The sequence below is a fragment of the Streptomyces sp. NPDC057271 genome (assembly GCF_042668715.1).
Taxonomy (GTDB): Bacteria; Actinomycetota; Actinomycetes; order Streptomycetales; family Streptomycetaceae; genus Streptomyces.
The window spans coordinates 5,617-28,594 of the sequence record NZ_JBHUYJ010000014.1 but is presented as its reverse complement, the minus strand read 5'-3'; the positions used below and the strand labels follow the sequence as shown (position 1 = coordinate 28,594).

General features: G+C 71.6%; 24 protein-coding genes. 10 read left to right on the top strand and 14 right to left on the bottom strand.

The window, feature by feature from the left end; translation table 11 throughout:
• The first annotated feature begins 4 nt into the window (after positions 1-4).
• Genes ACFUJR_RS09760 through ACFUJR_RS09740 form a run of 5 tightly spaced genes read left to right on the top strand, consistent with a single transcriptional unit; the run spans position 5 to position 4,193 of the window.
• A complete protein-coding gene (locus tag ACFUJR_RS09760; RefSeq protein ID WP_383170699.1) occupies positions 5-334 on the top strand; it encodes an urease subunit beta in 330 nt (109 codons plus the stop codon).
• Positions 327-2,048: an urease subunit alpha gene (locus ACFUJR_RS09755; RefSeq protein ID WP_383170702.1), complete on the top strand. Its 1,722-nt coding sequence runs from the start codon at positions 327-329 to the stop codon at positions 2,046-2,048. The genes ACFUJR_RS09760 and ACFUJR_RS09755 overlap by 8 nt, the downstream gene beginning before the upstream one ends.
• Positions 2,048-2,737 carry an urease accessory protein UreF gene (locus ACFUJR_RS09750; protein ID WP_383170705.1) on the top strand — a complete coding sequence of 230 codons (690 nt, stop codon included), beginning with the start codon at positions 2,048-2,050 and terminating at the stop codon, positions 2,735-2,737. Before ACFUJR_RS09755 ends, ACFUJR_RS09750 begins: the two co-directional genes overlap by 1 nt.
• A 26-nt stretch (positions 2,738-2,763) precedes the next feature.
• Positions 2,764-3,453: an urease accessory protein UreG gene (gene ureG, locus ACFUJR_RS09745; protein ID WP_383170708.1), complete on the top strand. Its 690-nt coding sequence runs from the start codon at positions 2,764-2,766 to the stop codon at positions 3,451-3,453.
• Positions 3,450-4,193 (top strand): urease accessory protein UreD, encoded by a 744-nt coding sequence (locus tag ACFUJR_RS09740; protein WP_383170711.1) that lies wholly within the window; start codon positions 3,450-3,452, stop codon positions 4,191-4,193. The genes ureG and ACFUJR_RS09740 overlap by 4 nt, the downstream gene beginning before the upstream one ends.
• Positions 4,194-4,203: 10 nt before the next feature.
• Here ACFUJR_RS09740 and ACFUJR_RS09735 read toward each other — a convergent pair whose 3' ends face one another.
• Together ACFUJR_RS09735 and ACFUJR_RS09730 are read right to left on the bottom strand one after the other, a co-directional pair.
• The gene (locus ACFUJR_RS09735) at positions 4,204-5,238 is read right to left on the bottom strand and encodes an NAD-dependent epimerase/dehydratase family protein (RefSeq protein ID WP_383170714.1); all 1,035 of its coding nucleotides are present in this window, start codon (positions 5,236-5,238) and stop codon (positions 4,204-4,206) included.
• 65 nt (positions 5,239-5,303) lie between these two features.
• Entirely contained in the window at positions 5,304-6,035 is a 732-nt protein-coding gene (locus tag ACFUJR_RS09730; protein WP_383170717.1) for a lysophospholipid acyltransferase family protein, read from the bottom strand.
• A gap of 85 nt (positions 6,036-6,120) precedes the next feature.
• Here ACFUJR_RS09730 and ACFUJR_RS09725 point away from each other — a divergent pair, with 85 nt between their 5' ends.
• Positions 6,121-7,149: a DUF3048 domain-containing protein gene (locus ACFUJR_RS09725; RefSeq protein WP_383170719.1), complete on the top strand. Its 1,029-nt coding sequence runs from the start codon at positions 6,121-6,123 to the stop codon at positions 7,147-7,149.
• A gap of 6 nt (positions 7,150-7,155) precedes the next feature.
• Here ACFUJR_RS09725 and ACFUJR_RS09720 read toward each other — a convergent pair whose 3' ends face one another.
• From ACFUJR_RS09720 to ACFUJR_RS09700, 5 genes are all read right to left on the bottom strand, one after another.
• On the bottom strand, positions 7,156-7,362 hold the full coding sequence (locus ACFUJR_RS09720) for a hypothetical protein (protein WP_383170763.1): 207 nt from the start codon (positions 7,360-7,362) through the stop codon (positions 7,156-7,158).
• A 61-nt stretch (positions 7,363-7,423) separates the two neighbouring features.
• Positions 7,424-8,392, bottom strand: coding sequence for a cytochrome c oxidase assembly protein (locus ACFUJR_RS09715; RefSeq protein ID WP_383170722.1), 969 nt, complete (start codon positions 8,390-8,392; stop codon positions 7,424-7,426).
• 104 nt (positions 8,393-8,496) lie between these two features.
• Positions 8,497-9,522: a 6-phosphofructokinase gene (locus ACFUJR_RS09710; protein WP_383170724.1), complete on the bottom strand. Its 1,026-nt coding sequence runs from the start codon at positions 9,520-9,522 to the stop codon at positions 8,497-8,499.
• 176 nt (positions 9,523-9,698) lie between these two features.
• A complete protein-coding gene (locus tag ACFUJR_RS09705) occupies positions 9,699-10,427 on the bottom strand; it encodes a type 1 glutamine amidotransferase (RefSeq protein ID WP_383170727.1) in 729 nt (242 codons plus the stop codon).
• Positions 10,428-10,446: 19 nt separating this feature from the next.
• The gene (locus tag ACFUJR_RS09700) at positions 10,447-11,694 is read right to left on the bottom strand and encodes a MurT ligase domain-containing protein (protein WP_352190991.1); all 1,248 of its coding nucleotides are present in this window, start codon (positions 11,692-11,694) and stop codon (positions 10,447-10,449) included.
• A 126-nt stretch (positions 11,695-11,820) separates the two neighbouring features.
• On the opposite strand from ACFUJR_RS09700, the gene def reads away from it, so the two are divergent.
• The gene (gene def / locus ACFUJR_RS09695; RefSeq protein ID WP_383170731.1) at positions 11,821-12,381 is read left to right on the top strand and encodes a peptide deformylase; all 561 of its coding nucleotides are present in this window, start codon (positions 11,821-11,823) and stop codon (positions 12,379-12,381) included.
• A gap of 115 nt (positions 12,382-12,496) precedes the next feature.
• Here def and ACFUJR_RS09690 read toward each other — a convergent pair whose 3' ends face one another.
• Positions 12,497-13,144 (bottom strand): TetR family transcriptional regulator, encoded by a 648-nt coding sequence (locus tag ACFUJR_RS09690; protein ID WP_383170734.1) that lies wholly within the window; start codon positions 13,142-13,144, stop codon positions 12,497-12,499.
• A gap of 163 nt (positions 13,145-13,307) precedes the next feature.
• Here ACFUJR_RS09690 and ACFUJR_RS09685 point away from each other — a divergent pair, with 163 nt between their 5' ends.
• Complete coding sequence (locus ACFUJR_RS09685; protein ID WP_383170737.1) at positions 13,308-14,564, top strand: acyl-CoA dehydrogenase family protein; 1,257 nt, start codon at positions 13,308-13,310, stop codon at positions 14,562-14,564.
• Between the two features lie 72 nt (positions 14,565-14,636).
• On the opposite strand, the gene ACFUJR_RS09680 is transcribed toward ACFUJR_RS09685, so the two are convergent.
• A complete protein-coding gene (locus ACFUJR_RS09680) occupies positions 14,637-14,930 on the bottom strand; it encodes an SHOCT domain-containing protein (protein ID WP_383170740.1) in 294 nt (97 codons plus the stop codon).
• Positions 14,931-14,979: 49 nt separating this feature from the next.
• The gene (locus ACFUJR_RS09675; RefSeq protein WP_383170743.1) at positions 14,980-15,447 is read right to left on the bottom strand and encodes a DUF6325 family protein; all 468 of its coding nucleotides are present in this window, start codon (positions 15,445-15,447) and stop codon (positions 14,980-14,982) included.
• Positions 15,448-15,751: 304 nt separating this feature from the next.
• On the opposite strand from ACFUJR_RS09675, the gene ACFUJR_RS09670 reads away from it, so the two are divergent.
• On the top strand, positions 15,752-17,137 hold the full coding sequence (locus ACFUJR_RS09670) for a cytochrome P450 (protein WP_383170745.1): 1,386 nt from the start codon (positions 15,752-15,754) through the stop codon (positions 17,135-17,137).
• Here the strand turns inward: ACFUJR_RS09670 and ACFUJR_RS09665 are convergent.
• The 4 genes from ACFUJR_RS09665 to ACFUJR_RS09650 all read right to left on the bottom strand — a co-directional run bounded on the left by ACFUJR_RS09665 (position 17,134) and on the right by ACFUJR_RS09650 (position 22,113).
• The gene (locus ACFUJR_RS09665; protein ID WP_383170748.1) at positions 17,134-17,943 is read right to left on the bottom strand and encodes a putative protein N(5)-glutamine methyltransferase; all 810 of its coding nucleotides are present in this window, start codon (positions 17,941-17,943) and stop codon (positions 17,134-17,136) included. The genes ACFUJR_RS09670 and ACFUJR_RS09665 overlap by 4 nt on opposite strands.
• 184 nt (positions 17,944-18,127) lie before the next feature.
• A complete protein-coding gene (locus ACFUJR_RS09660; RefSeq protein WP_383170751.1) occupies positions 18,128-18,613 on the bottom strand; it encodes a glutathione peroxidase in 486 nt (161 codons plus the stop codon).
• Positions 18,614-18,662: 49 nt separating this feature from the next.
• The gene (locus ACFUJR_RS09655; protein WP_383170754.1) at positions 18,663-19,526 is read right to left on the bottom strand and encodes an acyl-CoA thioesterase; all 864 of its coding nucleotides are present in this window, start codon (positions 19,524-19,526) and stop codon (positions 18,663-18,665) included.
• A 13-nt stretch (positions 19,527-19,539) separates the two neighbouring features.
• Positions 19,540-22,113, bottom strand: a complete 2,574-nt coding sequence (locus tag ACFUJR_RS09650; protein WP_383170757.1) for a DEAD/DEAH box helicase — start codon at positions 22,111-22,113, stop codon at positions 19,540-19,542.
• Between the two features lie 71 nt (positions 22,114-22,184).
• Between ACFUJR_RS09650 and ACFUJR_RS09645 the strand changes: the two genes are divergently transcribed.
• A complete protein-coding gene (locus ACFUJR_RS09645; RefSeq protein ID WP_383170760.1) occupies positions 22,185-22,976 on the top strand; it encodes a metal-dependent hydrolase in 792 nt (263 codons plus the stop codon).
• Positions 22,977-22,978: the final 2 nt, after the last annotated feature.

Sequence of the window (22,978 nt, the reverse complement as noted above, 5' to 3'; positions counted from 1 at the left end):
GCCGATGATCCCAGGAGAGACCTTCTACGGTGAAGGTCGCGTGGCCCTCAACGAGGGCCGCGCCGTCACCCGCCTCACCGTTCTGAACGCCGCCGACCGGCCCGTCCAGGTCGGCTCCCACTACCACTTCGCCGAGGCCAACCCCGGACTCGACTTCGACCGCGCCGCCGCGCGCGGACAGCGGCTGCACATCGCCGCCGGCACGGCGGTGCGCTTCGAGCCCGGCATCCCGGTCGAGGTCGAACTCGTACCTCTGCAGGGCCGTCGCGTCATCCACGGCCTGCGCGGCGAGACGGCCGGCCCTCTCGACGTGAACGGAGGCGACCGTGCCTGAGCTGCACCGCGCCGTCTACGCCGACCTGTTCGGCCCCACCACCGGTGACCGCATCCGGCTCGCCGACACCGACCTCCTCGTGGAGATCGAGGAGGACCGCTCCGGCGGCCCCGGCCGCGCGGGCGACGAGGCCGTGTTCGGCGGCGGCAAGGTCATCCGCGAGTCGATGGGCCAGGCCAGGACGACCCGGGCGGAAGGTGCGCCCGACACCGTGATCACCGGCGCGGTGATCATCGACCACTGGGGCGTCGTCAAGGCCGACATCGGCATCCGTGACGGCCGGATCACCGGCATCGGCAAGGCCGGCAACCCCGACACCATGGACGGGGTCCACCCCGACCTCGTCATCGGTCCCGAGACCGAGGTGATCGTCGGCAACGGGAAGATCGTCACCGCGGGCGCCGTCGACGCCCACGTCCACTTCATCTCGCCCACCGTCGTCGAACAGGCCCTCGCCACGGGGATCACCACGCTCGTCGGCGGCGGTACCGGACCGGCCGAGGGCACCAAGGCCACCACCATCACCCCCGGACCCTGGCACCTCGCCCGGATGTTCGAGGCGCTGGACACCTTCCCCGTCAACATCGGCCTGCTCGGCAAGGGCAACACGATGTCCCGTGACGCCATGTACTCCCAACTCCGGGGTGGCGCACTCGGGTTCAAGATCCATGAGGACTGGGGCGCGACCCCGGCCGTCATCGACGCCTGCCTCGGCGTCTGCGACGAGACCGGCGCCCAACTCGCCATCCACACCGACACCCTGAACGAGGCGGGCTTCGTCGGCGACACCCTCGCCGCGATCGCGGGCCGCACCGTCCACGCGTACCACACCGAAGGCGCCGGAGGCGGGCACGCCCCCGACATCATCACCGTCGTCTCCGAGCCGTACATCCTGCCCAGCTCGACCAACCCGACCCGGCCGCACACCGTCAACACCATCGAGGAACACCTCGACATGCTGATGGTCTGCCACCATCTGAACCCGGCCGTGCCCGAGGACCTGGCCTTCGCCGAGTCCCGTATCCGCCCCTCGACCATCGCCGCCGAGGACGTCCTGCACGACCTCGGCGCCATCTCGATCATCTCCTCCGACTCCCAGGCCATGGGGCGCGTCGGTGAGGTGATCATGCGCACCTGGCAGACCGCGCACGTGATGAAGCGGCGCCGCGGCTCCCTGCCCGGAGACGGTCGTGCGGACAACCACCGAGCCCGGCGCTACGTCGCCAAGTACACGATCAACCCCGCCGTCGCGCAGGGCATGGACCACCTCATCGGCTCGGTCGAACCCGGCAAGCTCGCCGACCTCGTGCTCTGGGACCCGGCGTTCTTCGGAGTGAAGCCGCAGACCGTGCTCAAGGGCGGCCAGATCGCGTACGCGCAGATGGGCGACGCCAACGCCTCCATCCCGACCCCGCAGCCCGTCCTGCCCCGCCCGATGTTCGGAGCGCTCGGCAAGGCTGCCGCCGCGGGGTCGTTCAACTTCGTCGCCGAGGCGGCGATCGAGGACGACGTCGCGCAACGGATCGGCGTCCAGAAGGAGTTCACCCCCATCCGCAGCACCCGCAGGGTCACCAAGGCCGACATGCGGGAGAACGACGCCCTGCCCCGGGTCGAGGTCGACGCCGACACCTTCACCGTCACGATCGACGGCGAACCGGTCGAGCCGGCACCCGCCGAGGAACTGCCCATGGCCCAGCGGTACTTCCTCTTCTGATGACGTCCACCACCCCATCGAACGGCGTCGGCCGGGCCGCGCTTCTCGTCCTCGCCGACGGGCGCTTCCCGGCCGGCGGGCACGCCCACTCCGGAGGCGCGGAGGCCGCCGTCAGGGCAGGACGGATCACGGACCCGGCGAGCCTGTCGGCGTTCTGCAGAGGCCGGCTGCACACCGCCGGGCTCACCGCGGCGGGTCTCGCCGCCGCGGCCGCCCTCGGCCACGACCCGCACACGCTCGACGCGGCCGCCGACGCCCGTACGCCCTCGCCGGCCCTGCGCGCGGTCGCCCGCAAGCTCGGCCGGCAGATGATGCGGGCGGCCCGCGCCACCTGGCCGTGCGCCGAACTCGACGCGCTCGCCGCGGCGTTCCCGCGTGGCGCGCACCAGCCGATCGTCCTCGGCGTCGCCGCACGCGCGGCGGGGCTCGGCCCCGAGGACGCCGCGCACTGCGTCGTGTACGAGACGGTCAGCGGCCCGGCGACCGCGGCCGTACGGCTGCTCAGCCTCGACCCCTTCCGGGCCACCGCCGTGCTCGCCCGCCTCGCCCCCGAGATGGACCGGGTCGCCGAGCGGGCCGCCGCCTCGGCCCGGCAGGGCGTCGACGCCCTCCCGGCCGCCTCGGCGCCCCTTCTCGACATCACCGCCGAGCACCACGCGGCCTGGCCCGTCCGCCTCTTCGCGTCCTGAGACCCGAGAACCACAGGAGCCCTTCCATGCACCTCGACCACTCCCACGAGCACCTCGGCGCGGTCTCGGCCGACGCCCACCGCCCCGACGGAACCCGGCGCGCCCTGCGGATCGGACTCGGCGGACCCGTCGGCTCAGGCAAGACCGCCACCGTCGCCGCGCTCTGCCGACTGCTGCGTGACCAGCTCTCGATCGCCGTGGTCACCAACGACATCTACACCAGGGAGGACGCCGAGTTCCTGCTCCGGAACGCCGTCCTGCCGCCCGAGCGCATCCAGGCCGTCGAGACCGGCGCCTGCCCCCACACCGCGATCCGCGACGACATCTCCGCCAACCTCGAAGCTGTCGAGGACCTGGAGGAGACGGTCGGCCCGCTTGACCTGATCCTCGTCGAGTCCGGCGGCGACAACCTGACCGCCACGTTCTCCAAGGGCCTCGTCGACGCCCAGATCTTCGTCATCGACGTCGCGGGCGGCGACGACATCCCTCGCAAGGGCGGCCCGGGCGTCACCACCGCCGACCTGCTCGTCGTCAACAAGACCGATCTCGCCCCGTACGTCGGCTCCGATCTGGAGCGGATGGCTCGGGACGCCGAGGCGCAGCGCGGTGACCTGCCCGTGGCCTTCACCTCGCTCACCGGCGAGGACGGTGTCGCCCCCGTCGCCGACTGGGTCCGCGAGCGGCTTGCCGCCTGGACCGCGATCGTCGCCGCATGAGCCTGCGCGCCACCGCCCGCATCGTGGCCGACGCCGACGGCGGACTGCCGGTCCTCCGCGGCGACGGCCCGCTCGCCCTCCGCCGGACGCGCACCACCGGCGCGTACACCCGCGTCACGATCGTAGGCGCGATGAGCGCCCCACTCGGCGGCGACCGGCTGGCGATCGAGTCGGAGGTACGGGACGGGGCGCGGCTCCTGGTCGACTCGGCCGCCGCGACCGTCGCCCTGCCCGGCCGCGGCGCCGAACCCGCCACGTACGAGCTCCGGATGACCGTCGGCGACGGGGCCGTGCTGCGCTGGCTCCCCGAACAGCTGGTCTCCGCCCGGGGATCCGACCTGCGGATGCGCACCACCGTCGAACTCGCCTCCACCGCACGGCTCGTGCTCCGGGAAGAGCAGGTACTCGGCCGCCACGGCGAGGAGACCGGCACGCTCACCACCCGCCTCACCGTGCACCGCGCCGGCCGTCCGCTGCTCGACCAGGAGCTGGCGTACGGACCCGGCGCCCCCGGTGGCTGGGACGGTGGCGCGGTCCTCGACGGACACCGGGCGACGGGTCAGCTCCTGGTCGTCGACCCCGAGTTCGAGGAGAAGCCGGTGGCGTCCCGGCCGCTCGCCGAGAACGCCGTCCTCGCCCCCCTCGCCGGGCCGGCGGTCCTGGTCACCGCCGTGGCACCCGATGCGCTCCAGCTCCGCCGCGTCCTCGACGAGGCGCTCGGCACCCTCGCCCCGTGGTAGGGCTTCCGCCCTACCGGCGGGCGGCGAGCCAGGCGTCCTCGGCCGCGTAGTCGAAGAGGTCCACCCCGTACTTCGCCAGGCCCGGGAACACCTCCCGCCACGCGCCCTCCGCCACCCGCCGGGTCAGATCCGCGACCGTCGACGGCAGGGACTCGGCGTACGACACGACCGGCCGGTAGCCGAGCTCCCGTTCCGCCGCGCCCATGTCGTAGACGACCGGGTGGGCCGCGGTCCACGGAGTGAGCCCCACCGTGCCCTCAGGCTCACCGGCCATCAGCACCGTCTCACTCTCCACCCCGACCACGGCGTCGATGGCCGCGCCGATCTCCGCGACCGTCGGAGCCTCGGGATCGCCGCCGTTGAGCACCCGCGTCCCCGGCTTCGCCGCGGCGAGCCGCACCAGTTCCCCGAGGTTGTCCACGTGCACCGGGTGGAACCGGGACGCGCCGTCGTACGAGAGGACGCGCACCGGCCGTCCGTCCAGCGCGCGCTTGACGAACCACAGCTCGCGCGGGCCCGGGCAGTACGGCCCGTGGATCGCGCCCGCCCGCAGCACCGTCGTCGGGAGTGCCTCGCCCGCGGCGGTCAACTCCCGCTCCAGCGCCACCTTCCGCGTCCCGTACGATCCCTCGCCCGGGGCGACCGTCCGCCACGACTCCGGGATCGGCACCGGATAGGCGGGGAAGCCGTCCGGCTCGTCCTGGGTGTCGAAGTTGCGGCCCCGGTCGTCCTCGTAGACCGCGCCGCTGGAGACCACCACCGCCGAGCCGATCCGGTCGGCAAGCGCCGTCAACTGCCTTCCGTGCCCCGCGTGGTAGGCGACGATGTCCACCACGACGTCGTATCCGGTGCCGAGGGCGGTGGCCAGCGCGCCCTCCTCGTTCCGGTCGAAGGCCACCGACCGGACCTCCGCCGGCCATGTCTCGTCCCGTCGGCCGCCCCGTGAGGCCGCCGTCACCTCCCAGCCGTCCGCGACGAGCGCCCGCACGGCCGCCCGTCCCACTTGTCCTGTCGCTCCGAGTACGAGTGCGTTCCCATGCCCCATGGGCGTGACGCTACGGCGGGGGAGGCAGGCGGCCCCAGGTCCTTTCGCCGTGAGCTGATCCGCTGTCAGCGTCCACCGCGCGGGAACCTCCTCCGCGCCCCGGCGCTGACCGCCTTCGCCTCCTCCTCGGCGGCCTTGACCCTGGCCGCGTAGTCGTCGACGTACTCCTGCCCGGACAGGGCGAGGATCTCGTACATGATCTCGTCCGTCACCGCCCGGACCGCGGCCTTCTCGCCCTCCATGCCCGCGAAGCGGGAGAAGTCGAGAGGCTCCCCGAACCGGATGGTGACCCGCTTGACCCTGGGCACCACCTTGCCGGGCGGCTGGATCTCGAAGGTGCCCACCATCGCGCAGGGGATCACCGGCACGCCGGCCGTGATCGCCATGATCGCGACGCCGACCTTGCCCTTGTAGAGCCGGCCGTCGTGCGAGCGCGTCCCCTCGGGATAGATGCCGAGCAGCTCGCCCCTGGACAGCACCCCGAGCCCCTCGCGGATCGCCGCCTGCCCGGCCTCCTTGCCCGAGCGGTCGACCGGGATCTGTCCGGCGCTGCGGAAGAACGCGGCGGTCAGCCGGCCCTTGAGCCCCGGCCCGGTGAAGTACTCCTGCTTGGCCAGGAACGTGATCCGCCGCCTGAGAACGGCCGGCATCAGGAAGTGGTCCGAGAACGACAGATGATTTCCGGCGACGATCGCCGCGCCCTCCCCCGGGACGTTTTCGAGGCCTTCCGTGCGCGGCCGGAAGACCAGCCGCAGAATCGGACCGAGCAGGACGTACTTCAGGACGTAATAGAACAACTGTGGCCCCCGTCTCGGTAGAGCGATGATTATTTGTAACCACTTGCGCGACCCTGGTCCACACTGGAGACGGAGAGTGGGCCCGATGGCTGCCGAACGACGGCGTGTACCGTCACGCAGACGACCCGGCGCAGCCGTCACCGTGCTGCTGTGCGCGGTGATGACCGCCGGGTTGTACGGATGTGCCGACTCCGGCACCCCGGAACCCGCCCCGACCTCGACGCCGCCCCCGCCCACCGCGCCGTCCACCCCCGTCCCGCAGGGGCTCTCCCCCTTCACGGGACTGCCCGCCCGGCCCGCGCCGGTCCTCGCCGTCAAGATCGACAACGTGCCGCCGGCCCGTCCGCACACCGGCCTCGGCGCGGCCGATCTCGTCTACGTCGAACAGGTGGAAGGCGGCCAGACCCGGCTGCTCGCCGTCTACTCCACGGACCTCCCCGAGCGGATCGGCCCCGTGCGCAGCGCCCGCGAGTCCGACATCGAGCTCCTTACGCAGTTCGGGCGTCCGGCGCTCGCCTACTCCGGCTCCCAGACGGCTCTGAAACCGCTGCTCGAAGCCGCTCCGCTCCACGCCCTGCCGCCCGAGGACGCCCATGGCGCCTACGTCCGCGACCGCGGCAGGGCCGCTCCCCACAACCTCTACGTGCTGCCCGGACGGGCCCTCGCCGCCGCCCCGGACACGCAGGACGCCAAGGACATCGGCTTCCGCTTCGGACCGGCCCCCTCGGGCGGCGAACCGGTCAACCAGCGCACCGTGCGCTTCCCCGCCTCCCGCTACACCTTCACCTGGAACGCGACCGAGAAGGCCTGGCGGGTCGCGATGGACGGCAGCCCCGCTCGTACCACCGACGCCGGCCAGGTCACGGCGTCGACCGTCGTGGTGCAGTACGTGACGATACGGCCGTCCCGCTTCCACGACGTCCTGGGCAGCGTCTCCCCGTACACCGAGACCGTCGGCAGCGGCAGCGCCCTCGTCCTGCGTGACGGCCGCGCGTACGACGCCCGCTGGAGCCGCCCGGCCGCCGAGGACGGCACCGCCTTCACCACACCCGACGGCGCACCCCTGAACTTCGCCCCGGGCCGGACCTGGGTCGTGCTCGCACCGCGCGGATAGCCGGGGCTACGGCTGGGGGCCCGGGCGACGGGGGCCGCGGCGTGGGCCCGAGGGGACGGCGCTGTCTGCGGCCGCCATGCCGATGGTGATCACTCCGAGCACCACCCAGCCGAACCACAGCCAGCCGCTGCTGCCGAGCGCCACCGTGTACGCCGTCGTCAGCACCAGGGCCGCGACGGTCGTCACGCTCATCGCCTTCGTGGGACCGGACACGGGTCCGCCTCCTCCCGACGGGGCCATCCCGTTCATCGTGACCCCTGAGGCGGGCGGAGCGCTACTCCCGCGTCGAGACCTGAGGCCCGCTGCCCCGGAGCGAGGCGAGATACGCGTTGTACGCCTCCAGTTCCTTGTCCCCGTCGCGGTCGGCGGCCCGGTCCTTGCGGACGGCCTGCCGCTGCTCGGAGTGGTACCACTGGTAGACCAGCGCGATCAGCACCAACACCGACGGGATCTCGCTGAACGCCCAGGCGATACCGCCCGCCGCGTTCTGGTCGGCGAGCGCGTCGATCCCGAGCGAGGCCGGCGGGTTCTCGTACGCCTTGATCATCGGCTGGCTCGCCATCATCAGGGCGATGCCGAAGAAGGCGTGGAACGGCATGCCCGCGAAGAGCTCCAGCATCCGCATCACATAGCCGGGGCGGTGCGGCCCCGGGTCGACGCCCATGATCGGCCAGAAGAAGACCAGACCGACGGCGAGGAAGTGCACCATCATCGCGATGTGTCCGATCTTCGACCCCATCAGCGTGTCGAAGAGCGGCGTGAAGTAGAAGCCGTACAGGCTCGCGATGAAGAGCGGGATCGTGAACGCGGGATGCGTGATGATCCGCATGTAGCGGCTGTGCAGCAGCATCAGGAGCAGCTCGCGCGGGCCCTTGTCGCCCCGCGGCGCGACCGGGAGCGCACGCAGCGCCAGGGTCACCGGCGCGCCGAGCAGCAGAAGGATCGGCGAGAGCATCGAGATGACCATGTGCTGCACCATGTGCACGCTGAACATGACCATGCCGTAGTCGTTCAGCTTGGTGCACATCATCAGTGCCACCGAGAGCACACCCACCGCGAAGAAGACCGTCCGGCTCACCGGCCAGCTGTCACCGCGACCGCGCAGCCGCGCGACGCCCCAGCCGTACAGCGCGAGCCCCACGACACTGCCGACGAGGAAGAACAGGTTCGGCGAGAACTCAAGCCCCCGTCCCAGCGTGAACGGCGGCAGATCCATGGTCATGCCGTGCCCGCTGTGATCCATGTGTGTACTCCTGGAGCCCGATTCGCGCTTGTTGTCCGCACCAGACTAGAACCGCCCCCGTTCGCGGATGCGACCGGGGGCGGCTCATGGTGTCGGTACGGAGGTCAGAGCACGCACTCGGCCTCGGCGTAACGCTCGGCCGGGACCGTCTTGAGGGTCTCCACGGCCTGGGCCAGCGGAACCATCGTGATGTCCGTGCCCCGCAGAGCGGTCAGCATGCCGAACTCGCCGCGGTGCGCCGCCTCCACCGCGTGCCAGCCGAAGCGGGTGGCGAGGACCCGGTCGTACGCGGTCGGCGTGCCGCCGCGCTGGACGTGACCGAGGATCACCGGGCGGGCCTCCTTGCCGAGCCGCCGCTCCAGCTCCACCGAGAGCTGGCTGGCGACGCCGGTGAAGCGCTCGTGCCCGTACTGGTCCTTGGCGCCGACCTCGAAGTTCATCGAGCCCTCGCGCGGCTTGGCGCCCTCGGCGACGACCACGATCGCGAAGCGCTTGCCGGCCTCGAAGCGCTCGCCGACCCGGGCGGTCAGCTCGTCGATGTCGAAGGGGCGCTCGGGCACGACGATCGCGTGCGCGCCCGCGGCCATGCCGGAGTGCAGGGCGATCCAGCCGGTGTGGCGGCCCATGACCTCGACGATGAGCACGCGCTGGTGCGACTCGGCGGTGGTCTTCAGGCGGTCCAGGGCCTCGGTCGCCACCCCGACGGCGGTGTCGAAGCCGAAGGTGACGTCGGTCGAGGCGATGTCGTTGTCGATCGTCTTCGGCACCCCGACGATCGGCAGCCCGGCCTGGGAGAGCAGGTTGGCGGCCTTCAGCGTGCCCTCGCCGCCGATCGGGATGATCGCGTCGAGTCCCAGCTCGGCGACATGGCCGCGGGCGCGTTCGACGCCGTCGACCAGATGCGCGGGCTGGACCCGGGAGGAGCCGAGGATGGTGCCGCCGCGGGCGAGGATGCCGGCGACCGCGTCAAGGTCGAGCTTGCGGTAGTCGCACTCGAGGAGGCCCTTCCACCCGTCGTGGAAGCCGATGACCTCGTCGCCGTGGTCGACGACGGCGCGGTGCACGACGGAACGGATGACGGCGTTCAGACCGGGGCAGTCGCCTCCGGAGGTGAGCACACCAATGCGCATAGCCCGAATACCTTTGCAACGTGGGCCGACTCCCGGACCACGTCGTCCGGTTGGATCCCCGCCACCTTATCGGTGCCAGGAGGCGGGGCCGAACCGGATGTCCGCAGATTGGACACTGTGTTTACTTACGAATCCAATGGGCGTAGGGGTGCTCAGACGTGCAGCCCTCAGGGCCGTCAGGCGGGCTGGGTCGCCGCCGCGATGCGCTCGGCGCGCAGCGCCTCGTACCAGCGGTCGTCGGTCGGCGGCAGCGCGTTCACGTCGAGGGCCAGCTTCAGGAGCAGGTCCGCGATCTGCGGGTTGCGGGCCATGACCGGGCCGTGCATGTACGTACCGAAGACGGTGTCGTTGTACGCGCCCTCGGTGCCGTCGCCCGTGCCGTTGCCCCTGCCCAGCACGGTCCGCGCGAACGGGCGGGCCGTCGGGCCGAGATGGGTGATGCCCTGGTGGTTCTCGAACCCGGTCAGCTGGGGGAGACCGAGGCGCGGGTCGATGTCCGCGAGGACGTCGCCGACGCACCGCTCGCCCTCGCCGCGGGTCGAGGTGACGTCGATCAGGCCGAGGCCGGGCTCGCGCTCGCCGAGGTCGTTGATGAACTCGTGGCCCAGGATCTGGTAGCCGGCGCAGACCGAGAAGATGATCGCGCCGTTGGACGCGGCCCGCTCCAGGCCGCCGTCGCGGCGCAGCCGCTCGGCCGCGAGCCGCTGCGGCCGGTCCTCGCCGCCACCGATCAGGTAGATGTCGCCGGAGGTCGGCACCGGCTGGTCGCTGCGAACGTCGACGCGCTGGACGTCCAGACCGCGCTGGCGGGCGCGGCGCTCGACGACGAGGGCGTTGCCCTGGTCGCCGTACGTGCTGAGCAGGTCCGGGTAGACCCAGACCAGGCGCAGGCTGCTGTCACTCATGCTGCAAGTCCTCTACGGGTCAGTTGCCGACGCGGCGGCGGACGTCCTGGAAGGCGGTGTAGTTGGCGATCAGCTCGATCTGACCCGGCGGGGCGAGCTGGACCGCCTCGTCGAGCGTCTCGCAGACGCGGAACTCCACACCCGCGACCTCCAGGCGGACCGCCAGGTCCAGCTTGCGGTCGCCGATGACCATGATCGGGTGGCCGGCGAGCCGTCCGTAGTCGACGTCCCAGAGCCAGGAGGTGTCCGTGCCGTCGGCGCCGCGCGCGTTGACGGAGAGGATGACCGGCGTCGGCGGCTGGTCGATCAGGGAAAACGTTTCGAGCCACCCCGCCGGGTTCTTCGCGAGCAGCAGGCGCAGGTCGCGGCCCTGGAAGGAGACCACGTCGTACCGGCCGGCCACGGCCTGCACCTGGTACATCCGCTCCAGAGCGACCTGCGGAGGGACACCGAAGACGGCGGCGACGGCGGCCGAGGTCGCGGCGTTGGCCTTGTTGGCGCGGCCGGGCAGCTGGAGGTGGATCGGCCAGGCCGAACCGTGCGGGTCCAGGACGTGGTCGCCGTTGAGCGCCCAACTCGGCGCAGGACGGCGGAAACCGCACTCGCCGCAGAACCAGTCGTCGCCGGGACGCTGCATCACACCGCCGCAGGCGGGGCACGACCAGGCGTCGTCCTTCCACTCCTGGCCGACGGCGACCCACACCACGTTGGGGGAGGAGGAGGCGGCCCACACGATCAGCGGGTCGTCGGCGTTGGCGATGACGACCGCCTTCGTACCGCTCAGACCCTCGCGCCACTTCTCGGCGAGCATCCGGGTCTCGGCGGCACGGTCGAGCTGGTCGCGCGAGAGGTTGAGCAGCGCGATCGCCTTCGGCGTGGTGTCCCGGGCGACTCCGGCGAGGTACTTCTCGTCGACCTCGATCACGCCGTACTTGGCGTCCGAGCCGCCGGCCAGCGCCGAGGTGATACCCGCGGGCATGTTGGCGCCCAGCGCGTTGGAGACGACCGGACCGCTGGCCCGCAGCGCCTCGGCGATGAGCCGGGTCGTGGTGGTCTTTCCGTTGGTCGCGGACACCAGGACGACGTCCAGATGCTGCGCGAGCCGGCCCAGCAGGTCCGGGTCGAGCCTCAGCGCCACCTTGCCGCCGATCACCGATCCGCTGCCGCGTCCCGCCGCGCGCGACACCGCCGCCGCGGCCTTGCCCGCCGTCACGGCCAGCTTGGCGCGTGGCGACAGCGGCTCTGGATTACCGGGGTGTCCTGACATCTTCCTTGTTCCTCCTTGCGTCGGTCCGGGCTCAGCCTATCGAGATCAGGCCAGGGACCCGAACTGCGGCACCCCTGCGCCCCTCGGCGAAACGACGAGGTCACGGCGGACCGTACCCTTACGCCCATGCGAAACCGGCCGATCCCCGGCAGTTCCGGCCACGTCCGAGCGATGACCCTGCTCGGCGACCCGGTGCTGCACGCCCCCTGTGAACCCGTCAGCGACTTCGGCCCGGAGCTCGCCCGGCTGATCGAGGACATGTTCGCGACGATGTACGCGGCGAACGGCGTCGGCCTGGCGGCGAACCAGGTGGGCGTGGGGCTGCGGGTCTTCGTGTACGACTGCCCGGACGACGAGGAGGTGCGCCACCTCGGGCACCTGGTCAACCCGCGCCTCGTGGAGGCGGACGGCGACGTGATCCGGGGTGCGGAGGGCTGTCTGTCCCTGCCGGGTCTGGAGGCCCCGACGCCGCGGTTCGACCGTGCGGTCGTCGAGGGCCTGCTGCTGGACGGCACCCCGGCGCGCGTCGAGGGCACGGGGTTCTTCGCCCGGTGCCTCCAGCACGAGACCGACCATCTGGAAGGCGGGGTCTACGCGGACCATGTGACGGGGTGGCGCAGGTCACGTCTGCTGCGCGCGATCCGCAAGGAGCCGTGGGGGACGGGTGTGAACTCGCTCAAGGGCTGAAACCCGTCGCAGGGGACGACCCGGGGTTACGGGCCGGAAGGCGACGCGCCGCTGGGGTTGTGCCCCGGGCTCTGTCCGGGGCCCTGTGGGAGGCCGGCCCACGACCCGGGCGCCCTCAGAACCCCGGGGCTCCTTCGCGGTCGCCCGCCTCCGCGAGGCGGCCCCACAGCAGGTCCGCCAGCGCCTGTACCAACTCGCCCCGCGAGCACGGGCGTTCGCCGAGCCACCAGTCGCCCGCCGCGTGCATCATGCCGACGATGCCATGGCCCCAGATCCGCGCCTGCGCCTCGCCGGCCTCGCCGAGGTCGATGCGTTCGGCGATGACCTGGCCGAGCTCCTCGCCCATCCGCCGCAGCACCGGCGCCGAGTGGCGGCCCACGTCGAAGCCCTGCTCGGCCTGGTGCGTCTCCTCGGCCGGGTGCATCAGGAAGCGGTAGACCTGCGGCAGCGCCTCGATCGAGGCGAGGTAGGTGTCGAGGGTGGACTCGACCCGTCGGCGCCGGTCGGCCGGAGCGTCGAGCGCGGCCCGCAGGGCGGCGAGCAGCGCGTCGGTGTGCCGGGTGGCCAGTGCCCGGTAGAGCCCGCCCTTGTCCCCGAAGTGCCGGTACAGGATCGGCTTCGTGATCCCCGCCTCCGCGGCGATCGCGTTCATCGAGGCCTTGGGCCCGTCCCGGAGCACCACCCGGTCCGCCGCCTCCAGCAGTTCGCGGCGCCGCTGGTCGGTCGGCTTCTGCTGGTCGGTGGTCAGGTGTGTGGTCTCCATAGCGTGTCTCCCCGCCCGTGCGAATTCCGTGAGGCTGTCGCAACGTAACACCCGACCGGCACTCGGTGCCGCGCCGCGGGGGCCGCTCCGTCGCAGGTTGACAGCTCCTACCGGCCGGTAACAGACTGCTGTTACCGCAAGTAATGTACTGCTGGGAGGGAACATGGCCGAGTTCACGCTCGAACTCAACGACGACCAGAAGCAGGTCCGTGACTGGCTGCACGGATTCGCCGAGGACGTGATGCGCCCCGCCGCCGCCGAGTGGGACGAGCGTGAGGAGACTCCCTGGCCGATCATCCAGGAAGCCGCCAAGATCGGCATCTACTCTCTCGACTTCTACGCCCAGCAGTTCTTCGACCCCACCGGGCTCGGCATCCCGATGGCCATGGAGGAACTCTTCTGGGGCGACGCCGGCATCGCCCTCTCCATCGTCGGTACCGGCCTCGCCGCCGTCGGCGTCCTCGCCAACGGCACCGAGGAGCAGATCGGCACGTGGATCCCGCAGATGTACGGCGACGTCGACGACGTGAAGGTCGCCGCCTTCTGCTCCTCGGAGCCCGACGCCGGCTCCGACGTCGCCTCCTTGCGCACCCGGGCCGTGTACGACGAGGCCAGGGACGAGTGGGTCCTCAACGGCACCAAGACCTGGGCGACCAACGGCGGCATCGCCAACGTCCACGTCGTCGTCGCCGCCGTGGACCCCGAGCTCGGCTCCAAGGGGCACGCCTCCTTCATCGTGCCGCCGAACACCCCCGGTCTCTCCCAGGGGCAGAAGTTCCAGAAGCACGGCATTCGCGCCTCGCACACCGCCGAGGTCGTCCTGGAGAACGTCCGCGTCCCCGGCCACTGCCTCCTGGGCGGCAAGGAGAAGCTGGACGAGCGCCTGGCCCGAGCCCGTGAGAAGGCGAAGGCGGGCGGCGGCGTGGGGGCCTCCCCGGCCGAAGGCGGGGGGAGGGTGAAGAACGCCGCCATGGCCACCTTCGAGGCCTCCCGCCCCGCCGTCGGCGCCATGGCCGTGGGCACGGCCCGCGCGGCGTACGAGGTCGCCCTCGACTACGCCAAGACCCGTGAGCAGTTCGGCCGCCCGATCATCGACAACCAGGGCGTCGCCTTCCAGCTCGCCGACATGCGCACCCAGATCGACGCCGCCCGGCTCCTCGTCTGGCGTGCCTCCTGGATGGCGACCGCCGGAAAGCCGTTCACCTCGGCCGAGGGCTCGATGTCCAAGCTGTACGCGAGCGAGGTCGCCAAGAAGGTCACCGGCCAGGCCATCCAGATCCTGGGCGGCAACGGCTACACCCGCGAGTACCCCGTGGAGCGCATGCACCGCGACGCGGCGATCTACACGATCTTCGAGGGCACGAGCGAGATCCAGCGCCTGGTGATCGCCCGCACCCTCTCCGGGATGCCGATCCGCTAGGACGTGCTGCGACAGTAGCGCCGTCGGCCCGGAGGGCGGGCCCGCGGGCCGCTGTGCACGGTGTGGGCGGGATCAGGTGCCGAGGAGCGCGCGCTTCTGGGCCTCGAACTCCGCCTCGGTCAGTACGCCCTGGGCCTTCAGTTCCCCGAGCTGCTTGAGCTGATCGATCTTGGCGCTCATGTCGTCTCCGGCCGGTTCCGGAGCCGGCGCGGGCGGCTGCTGGTACTGCTGCTGGTATTGCAGTTGCTGTCCGCTGTCCTGCTGGGCCCATCGGCCCGCCTGCCGCCGTGACACTCGGTTGGACACCGCGGTGGCGGTGCCGGCGACGACGGCGGTGCGGGCGACGCCGCGGAGAAGTCCGGGCATGATCAGTCATCTCCCAGGGTGTGCTCGGATGCCGGATGCGATCGGCACGTCAGGCCGCCGCCCCGCCGCCGGGACCGGCGGCATCAGCGGCGTCCAGCGAGGCCAGCAACGCCTGGACGGGAATCCGGCCGCTCGCCACGATCTGCGCGCCGCTGCGGCGCATGGCGCGTGCGAAGGGGGCGGCCCACACGTTCTCGTACACGATGACCCCGGCGGAGTTGCCCGGTTCCAGCGCGGCACCGGCGTCGTCGACGTCGCTCTGGTCCAGGAGACCGGAGGAGGCGCCTTCGAACACGGTGAGATCGACCTCGCCGCCGAAGTCCGTCAGCTCCACAGCGGTGACCGACCCGTCCTCGTCCTTGCGGATGAACTGCAGGTCGAGGATGCGGATGACGCCCCGCTCCACCAGATCGAGGAGGAGGGGGAAACCCTCGCCCGTCATCCGGTTGCCCGGAAACTCCAGGATCAGGTAGTCGACGGGGCCCATGGCCTCGACTTCCGACAGGTCGTCGCTCATGGCCACTCCTCCAAGCGCTCGGGGTTCCCGCCTCGACCGGACCGGTTTGCGGGCGGCCCCCGCCGGCTACAGGTGGCCGCTCAGCCATTCCAGCACCGCCCGTGGCTCCCCGCACGTCGTGGCGGCCGCCGGAGGGCCGCCGCGCGGACGGGGCCGCCACGGGCTCCGGGGAACGAGCCCCCCGGGCGGCGCCGGGAGCCGGGTCAACAGATCTGTTCCAGCCGGGTGTTCGACATGGCTACCGGTGAGTCGGGCGGTGGTGGAGAATCGCCGTGCCGGTGACGATCAAGGGGGTAACGCACGTATGACCACCACCGACGAGATTCCGGGCCCGGCGGGGCTACCGCTGCTCGGCTCGATGTTCGACCTCAGGAACGACGCGCTCGGCACCTTCCTCGAATCCCAGCGCGCCCACGGAGACGTCGTGCGGATCACCGCGGGGCCGCCCGGAGTGCGCGCCACGGTCTACGGGGTCTTCTCCGCCGAAGGCGTCCAGCAGGTCCTCGCCGCCCAGTCCGCCAACTTCCGCAAGGACAACGCCTTCTACCAGGAGGTCCGTGAGTCCTTCGGCAACGGCCTGCTGACCAGCCAGGACGAGGACTACCTGCGGCAGCGCCGGCTGGTCCAGCCACTCTTCACCCGCCGCCGCGTCGACGGTTACGCCGAGGCCATCGCCGCCGAGGTCGCGACCGTCACCGAGGAGTGGCGCACCGCGGGCCGCTCCACCGTCGACGTCCTCGACGAGATGACCCGGCTCGCCCTGCGCGCCGTCGCCCGAATCCTCTTCGGCACCGACGTCGAGGCCGCCGTCGAGATCGTCGAGCGCGCGTTCCCGGTGATGGGCGACTACGTCCTGCGCCGCGGCTTCTCCCCTCTCAACATCCCCCGTGACTGGCCCACCCCCGGCAACCGTCGCGCCGCGGCCGCGTGCGACGAGCTGTACGCCGTCTGCGACCGGATCATCGCCGAGCGATGCGCGACGGCGGACGCGGCCGCGCCCGCGGGCGGCGACGGCGACGCGCAGGACCTGCTGACCCTCCTCGCCGAGGCCGAGAGCGCGCAGGACGGCAGCTTCGACGCCGCGGAGCTGCGCGAGCAGGTCCTCATCTTCCTGCTCGCCGGGCACGAGACGACGGCCACCTCGCTCGGCTTCGCCCTCCACCTCCTCGCCCTGCACCCCGAGGAGCGCAAGCGGGCGCACGAGGAGGTCGACCGCGTCCTGGCCGGCCGTACCCCCGGCGCCGCCGACCTCGACGCCCTGCCGTACCTGAGCCAGGTCCTCAAGGAGGCCATGCGGCTCTTCCCCGCCGGACCGGTCATCGGCCGGCGCGCGGTCGCCGCCACCGAGATCGACGGGCACACCATCCCGGCCGGAGCCGATGTGGTCGTCGCCCCGTGGGTCACCCACCGGCACCCCGCGTACTGGGAGGACCCGGAGCGCTTCGACCCCGACCGCTTCACGCCCGAGGCCGAGGCGAGCCGCCCCCGCTACGCCTGGTTCCCCTTCGGCGGCGGCCCCCGCGCCTGCATCGGCCAGCACTTCTCGATGCTGGAGTCGGTCGTCGCGCTGGCGATGATCCTCCAGGCCTACGACCTGGAGGCCGTCGACACCGAGGTGCCGGTCACCTCGGCGATCACCCTCCGCGCGACCGGCCCGGCACGCTGCCGGGTCCGGCCCCGTACGCCCTAGGGGAGGGGGGCCGCCCCGTCACCCCGGGTGGCGACGACGACCGTGGCGTACAGCTCATCGGACGTGACCACCCGCGGTGTCAGGCCGCACCCGGAGACGGTCTCGACGGCCCGGGCGGCCTGCCGCTCGGACGTCTCGACCAGCAGATGACCGCCGGGCGCCAGCCACTCGGGGGCATCGGCGGCCACCCTGCGCAGGACGTCGAGACCGTCCGAGCCGCCGTCGAGCGCGACCAGCGGCTCGTGCTCGCGCGCCTCGGGCGGCAGCAGCCCGACGTCCTTGGTCGGTACGTACGGCACGTTGGCGACCAGCACCTCGACCCGGCCGCGCAGGACGTCCGGCAGCGCGGCGAAGAGGTCGCCCTCGAGGACCCGGCCGCCGAGCGGCTCGATGTTGCGCCGTGCGCACCGCACGGCGGCGGGCTCGATGTCCGAGGCGTACACCTGGGCACCCTCGACGGCCGAGAGCAGCACCGCTCCCGCCCCGCCGGACCCGCAGCACAGATCGACGCACAGGGAGCCGGGCCGGGCCAGGGCCACGGCGTGCTCGACGAGGAACTCCGTACGCCGCCGGGGCACGAAGACCCCCGGGTCGACGGCGACACGCAGACCGGCGAACTCGGCCCAGCCCACGACGTGCTCGATGGGCAGACCGGCGGTCCGCCGCTCGACCATCGTGTCGAGTTCGTGGCCGCTGCGCGCCGAGGAGAACAGAAGCTCCGCCTCGTCCTCGGCGAACACGCAGCCGGCGGCGCGGAGCCGGGAGACGGTGGTGGAACGAAGGGTGGTAGAAGGGGCGATCGACATGGAACCTTCCGGGAAGCCGAGGGGCACTCCCGTGGTCACCTCTGTCGGGCGGACCACACGGTCGTCGAGGGGGAGCACCCTGCCTGCATGGCGTTGATGGGGCCCACCTCCTCGGTCGTTCTCTGCTGGAGCCGCAAAGATTACATGATCGACACCGTGTGCCTCAGCCGGCCGGGCCGCCGGCTCAGGCGGGCAGTGCCGCCTCGATCGCCGCGACGACCTCCGGGGCCTCCGGCTCGGTGCGCGGACGGAAGCGGGTGATCCGCCCGTCCCGGCCGATCAGGAACTTCTCGAAGTTCCACTGCACGTCCCCGGCCTCGCCCTCCGCGTCCGCGATCCGCGTCAGCTCCGCGTAGAGCGGGTGACGGGCGGCGCCGTTCACGTCCGTCTTCTCCAGGAGCGGGAACGTCACGCCGTACGACGTGGAACAGAAGGTCTGGATCTCCTCCGCGCTCCCCGGCTCCTGCCCCAGGAACTGGTTGCACGGCACACCGAGCACGGTGAAACCACGGTCCCCGTACTCCTTCTGCAGCCTCTCCAGACCCGCGTACTGGGGCGTCAGACCGCACTTGGAGGCCACGTTGACGACCAGGACGGCCCGGTCGCGGTAGTCGGCCAGCGAGATCGGGTCGCCGGACAGGGTGCGCAGGGGAATGTCGTACAGGCTCATGAACAGCTCCTCGTCGAGGCCGGGTGTGCCCTCACCCTACGATCCCGGGCTACAGCTTCCGGAACAGTCCCTCCTGGACCACCGAGACCAGCAGCCTGCCCTCCCGGTCGTAGATGCGGCCGCGTGCCAGGCCCCGGCCGCCCGTCGCGATCGGGGACTCCTGGTCGTAGAGGAACCACTCGTCCGCGCGGAAGGGACGGTGGAACCACATCGCGTGGTCCAGGGACGCCATGTCGAAGCCCCGCGGGCCCCAGAGCGGCTCGACGGGGATCCGGACCGCGTCCAGAAGCGTCATGTCCGAGGCGTACGTCAGCGCGCAGGTGTGGACGAGCGGATCGTCGCCGAGCGGGCCCACCGCGCGCATCCACACCGCGCTGCGCGGGTCCGCGTCCTTGACCTCGTCCCTGGTCCAGCGCAGCCGGTCCACGTAGCGGATGTCGAACGGCTGGCGGCGGGCCATCCGCTCCAGGGCCTCCGGAAGCGTGCCCAGGTGGTCGCGGATCTCGTCCGCGAGCCTCGGAAGGGTCTCCGGGTCCGTCATGTGGCGCGGCGGCAGCTGGTGCTCGAGCCCGGCCTCCTCCGGGAGGTGGAAGGAGGCGGTCAGGTTGAAGATCGTCCGGCCCTGCTGGATCGCGGTGACCCGGCGCGTGGTGAAGGAGCGGCCGTCCCGTACCCGCTCCACCTGGTAGACGATCGGGACGCCGGGGCGGCCCGGGCGCAGGAAGTAGGAGTGCAGCGAGTGCACCGGGCGGTCACCCTCCGTGGTGCGCCCGGCGGCCACCAGGGCCTGACCGGCGACCTGCCCGCCGAAGACCCGTTGCAGCGACTCCTGTGGGCTCTGGCCGCGGAAGATGTTGTCCTCGATCTGCTCCAGATCGAGCAGGCCGACGAGGCTCTCGGCGGGGTTGGTCACCGTCTTCTTCTCCTTAGAGCTGTCCCACGGACGTCACGCGGACGACCGCCCGGCCCTCCTCGTCGGAGGCCGCGAGATCCACCTCCGCGCTGATGCCCCAGTCATGGTCGCCGTTCGGATCGGCGAAGGTCTGCCGGACGCGCCACAGGCCGTGTGCCGCGTCCTCCTCGATGTTCAGCAGCTTCGGGCCGCGCGCGTCGGGGCCGGTGCCGAGGTCCTCGTACTCGTCCCAGTACGCGTCCATCGCCTCGCCCCACGCGTCCGCGTCCCAGCCCGACTCGGCGTCCAGCTCGCCCAGCGCGTCCACGTTGTCCAGGGCCGCCAGCTCCACACGGCGGAACATCGCGTTGCGGACCAGGACCCGGAAGGCGCGCGCGTTCGACGTGACCGGCTTGACCTGGTCGGCCTTCTCCTGCGCCTGTTCGGCCGTCTCGACCTCCGGGTTCGCCAGCTGCTCCCACTCGTCGAGGAGCGAGGAGTCCACCTGGCGCACCATCTCGCCCAGCCACTCGATCAGATCCTGCAGGTCCTCGGTCTTCAGGTCGTCCGGGATCGTGTGGTCCAGTGCCTTGTACGCGCTCGCCAGGTAGCGGAGCACGATGCCCTCGGTCCGCGCCAGCTCGTACCAGGACGTGAACTCCGTGAAGGACAGCGCCCGTTCGTACATGTCACGGATGACGGACTTCGGCGAGACCGGGTGGTCGCCCACCCACGGGTGCGACTTCCGGTACACGTTGTACGCGTGCCAGAGCAGCTCCTCCAGCGGCTTCGGGTACGAGATCTCCTGGAGCCGCTCCATGCGCTCCTCGTACTCGACGCCGTCCGCCTTCATCCGCCCGACGGCCTCGCCGCGCGCCTTGTTCTGCATGGCGGCCAGGATCTGGCGCGGGTCGTCGAGCGTCGACTCGACGACCGAGACCATGTCCAGGGCGTACGACGGGGACTCCGGGTCGAGCAGGTCGAACGCGGCGAGCGCGAACGTCGACAGCGGCTGGTTCAGCGCGAAGTCCTGCTGGAGGTCGACCGTGAGCCGGATCGTACGGCCCTCGGCGTCCGGGGTGTCCAGCTGCTCCACCACACCGCCGTCGAGGAGCGAGCGGTAGATGGCGATGGCCCGGCGGATGTGGCGCAGCTGGGCCTTGCGCGGCTCGTGGTTGTCCTCCAGGAGCTTGCGCATCGCCTCGAAGGCGTTGCCCGGCCGGGCGATCACCGAGAGCAGCATGATGTTGGTGACCTTGAAGCGCGAGGTCAGCGGCTCGGGCTCGGCGGCGATCAGCTTCTCGAACGTGGTGTCGCTCCAGGCGACGAAGCCCTCAGGAGCCTTCTTGCGCACCACCTTGCGGCGCTTCTTCGGATCGTCGCCGGCCTTGGCGAGCGCCTTCTCGTTCTCGATGACGTGCTCGGGCGCCTGCGCCACCACGAAACCGGCCGTGTCGAAGCCCGCCCGGCCGGCCCGGCCCGCGATCTGGTGGAACTCCCGCGCGCGGAGCGTGCGCACCCGGTTGCCGTCGTACTTGGTCAGGGCCGTGAACAGCACCGTACGGATCGGCACGTTGACGCCCACACCGAGTGTGTCCGTCCCGCAGATCACCTTGAGCAGGCCGGCCTGCGCCAGCTTCTCCACCAGGCGCCGGTACTTCGGCAGCATGCCGGCGTGGTGCACGCCGATGCCGTGGCGCACGTAACGCGAGAGGTTCTGGCCGAACTTGGTGGTGAAGCGGAAGTTGCCGATCAGCTCGGCGATCTTGTCCTTCTCCTCACGCGAGCACATGTTGATGCTCATCAGCGACTGCGCGCGCTCGACGGCCTGCGCCTGAGTGAAGTGGACGATGTAGACGGGAGCCTGCTTGGTCTCCAGGAGCTCGGTCAGCGTGTCCGTGATCGGCGTCAGCCGGTACTCGTACGACAGCGGCACCGGCCGGGTCGCCGAGCGCACCACCGAGGTCGGGCGGCCCGTGCGCCGGGTGAGGTCCTTCTCGAACATCGACACGTCGCCGAGCGTCGCCGACATGAGGACGAACTGTGCCTGCGGCAGTTCCAGGAGCGGGATCTGCCAGGCCCAGCCGCGATCCGGCTCCGCGTAGAAGTGGAACTCGTCCATCACGACCTGACCGATGTCGGCGTACTTGCCGTCGCGCAGCGCGATCGAGGCCAGCACCTCCGCCGTGCAGCAGATGATGGGCGCGTCGGCGTTCACCGAGGCGTCGCCGGTCAGCATGCCGACGTTCTCGGTGCCGAAGAGCTTGCAGAGGTCGAAGAACTTCTCCGACACCAGCGCCTTGATCGGCGCGGTGTAGAAGGTCACCTGGTCATTGGCCAGCGCCGCGAAGTGCGCCCCCGCCGCGACCAGGGACTTTCCCGATCCGGTAGGGGTCGACAAGATCACGTTCGCCCCGGAGACCACCTCGATCAGCGCCTCCTCCTGGGCCGGGTAGAGCGTGATGCCCCGGTCCTCCGCCCATGAGGAGAAAGCCTCGAAGAGGGCGTCGGGGTCGGCGTTCGGCGGCAGCTGATCGATAAGGGTCACGCCCCCATCTTGCCTGGATTCCGCTCGGATGAGGGAACCGGCCGTCGGGGCGAAGATCACGGACGATACGCTGTCGCGTCGACCGGTCGTCAACTGAGCGCCGGCACCGGAGGAATGGGGCGGGGACAAGCATGATGGGACCGGCGCACTCGCTGTCCGGAGCGGCGGCCTGGCTGGGCGTCGGGGCGGCGGCCGCCGCCGCGGGCCACCCGATGCCGTGGCCGGTCGTCGTCGTCGGAGCGCTCATCTGCGCGGGCGCGGCGCTCGCGCCGGACCTCGACCACAAGTCCGCGACCATCTCGCGGGCCTTCGGACCGGTCTCCAAGGGCCTGTGCGAGATCGTCGACAAACTCTCGTACGCCGTCTACAAGGCCACCCGCTCCACCGCCGACCCCCGCCGGTCGGGCGGCCACCGGACGCTCACCCACACCTGGCTCTGGGCGGTCCTCATCGGCGGCGGGGCCTCGGTCCTGGCCATCACCGGCGGCCGCTGGGCCGTCCTCGCGATCCTCTTCGTCCACCTCGTCCTCGCGGTGGAAGGCCTGCTGTGGCGGGCCGCCCGGATGTCCAGCGACATCCTGGTCTGGCTGCTCGGCGCCACCAGCGCCTGGATCCTCGCGGGCGTCCTGGACCAGCCGGGCAACGGCGCGGACTGGCTCTTCACGGCCCCCGGGCAGGAGTACCTCTGGCTGGGCCTGCCCATCGTCCTGGGCGCGCTGGTGCACGACATCGGCGACGCCCTGACGGTCTCGGGCTGCCCGATCCTGTGGCCGATCCCGGTGGGCCGCAAGCGCTGGTACCCGGTCGGGCCGCCGAAGGGCATGCGGTTCCGTGCGGGCAGCTGGGTGGAGCTGAAGGTGCTGATGCCGGCGTTCATGCTGCTCGGCGGTGTGGGCGGGGCCTCGGCGCTCGGCTACCTCTGACC

Coding starts and splice junctions, on each gene's coding strand:
- ACFUJR_RS09760 (WP_383170699.1), top strand. CDS start 5: ATGATCCCAGGAGAGACCTTCTACGGTGAAGGTCGCGTGGCCCTCAAC.
- ACFUJR_RS09725 (WP_383170719.1), top strand. CDS start 6,121: ATGGCTGCCGAACGACGGCGTGTACCGTCACGCAGACGACCCGGCGCA.
- ACFUJR_RS09715 (WP_383170722.1), bottom strand. CDS start 8,392: ATGGATCACAGCGGGCACGGCATGACCATGGATCTGCCGCCGTTCACG.
- ACFUJR_RS09700 (WP_352190991.1), bottom strand. CDS start 11,694: ATGTCAGGACACCCCGGTAATCCAGAGCCGCTGTCGCCACGCGCCAAG.
- ACFUJR_RS09675 (WP_383170743.1), bottom strand. CDS start 15,447: ATGAGCGACGACCTGTCGGAAGTCGAGGCCATGGGCCCCGTCGACTAC.
- ACFUJR_RS09685 (WP_383170737.1), top strand. CDS start 13,308: ATGGCCGAGTTCACGCTCGAACTCAACGACGACCAGAAGCAGGTCCGT.
- ACFUJR_RS09750 (WP_383170705.1), top strand. CDS start 2,048: ATGACGTCCACCACCCCATCGAACGGCGTCGGCCGGGCCGCGCTTCTC.
- ACFUJR_RS09670 (WP_383170745.1), top strand. CDS start 15,752: ATGACCACCACCGACGAGATTCCGGGCCCGGCGGGGCTACCGCTGCTC.
- ureG (WP_383170708.1), top strand. CDS start 2,764: ATGCACCTCGACCACTCCCACGAGCACCTCGGCGCGGTCTCGGCCGAC.
- ACFUJR_RS09680 (WP_383170740.1), bottom strand. CDS start 14,930: ATGCCCGGACTTCTCCGCGGCGTCGCCCGCACCGCCGTCGTCGCCGGC.
- ACFUJR_RS09710 (WP_383170724.1), bottom strand. CDS start 9,522: ATGCGCATTGGTGTGCTCACCTCCGGAGGCGACTGCCCCGGTCTGAAC.
- ACFUJR_RS09690 (WP_383170734.1), bottom strand. CDS start 13,144: ATGGAGACCACACACCTGACCACCGACCAGCAGAAGCCGACCGACCAG.
- ACFUJR_RS09705 (WP_383170727.1), bottom strand. CDS start 10,427: ATGAGTGACAGCAGCCTGCGCCTGGTCTGGGTCTACCCGGACCTGCTC.
- ACFUJR_RS09735 (WP_383170714.1), bottom strand. CDS start 5,238: ATGGGGCATGGGAACGCACTCGTACTCGGAGCGACAGGACAAGTGGGA.
- ACFUJR_RS09645 (WP_383170760.1), top strand. CDS start 22,185: ATGATGGGACCGGCGCACTCGCTGTCCGGAGCGGCGGCCTGGCTGGGC.
- ACFUJR_RS09740 (WP_383170711.1), top strand. CDS start 3,450: ATGAGCCTGCGCGCCACCGCCCGCATCGTGGCCGACGCCGACGGCGGA.
- ACFUJR_RS09665 (WP_383170748.1), bottom strand. CDS start 17,943: ATGTCGATCGCCCCTTCTACCACCCTTCGTTCCACCACCGTCTCCCGG.
- def (WP_383170731.1), top strand. CDS start 11,821: ATGCGAAACCGGCCGATCCCCGGCAGTTCCGGCCACGTCCGAGCGATG.
- ACFUJR_RS09660 (WP_383170751.1), bottom strand. CDS start 18,613: ATGAGCCTGTACGACATTCCCCTGCGCACCCTGTCCGGCGACCCGATC.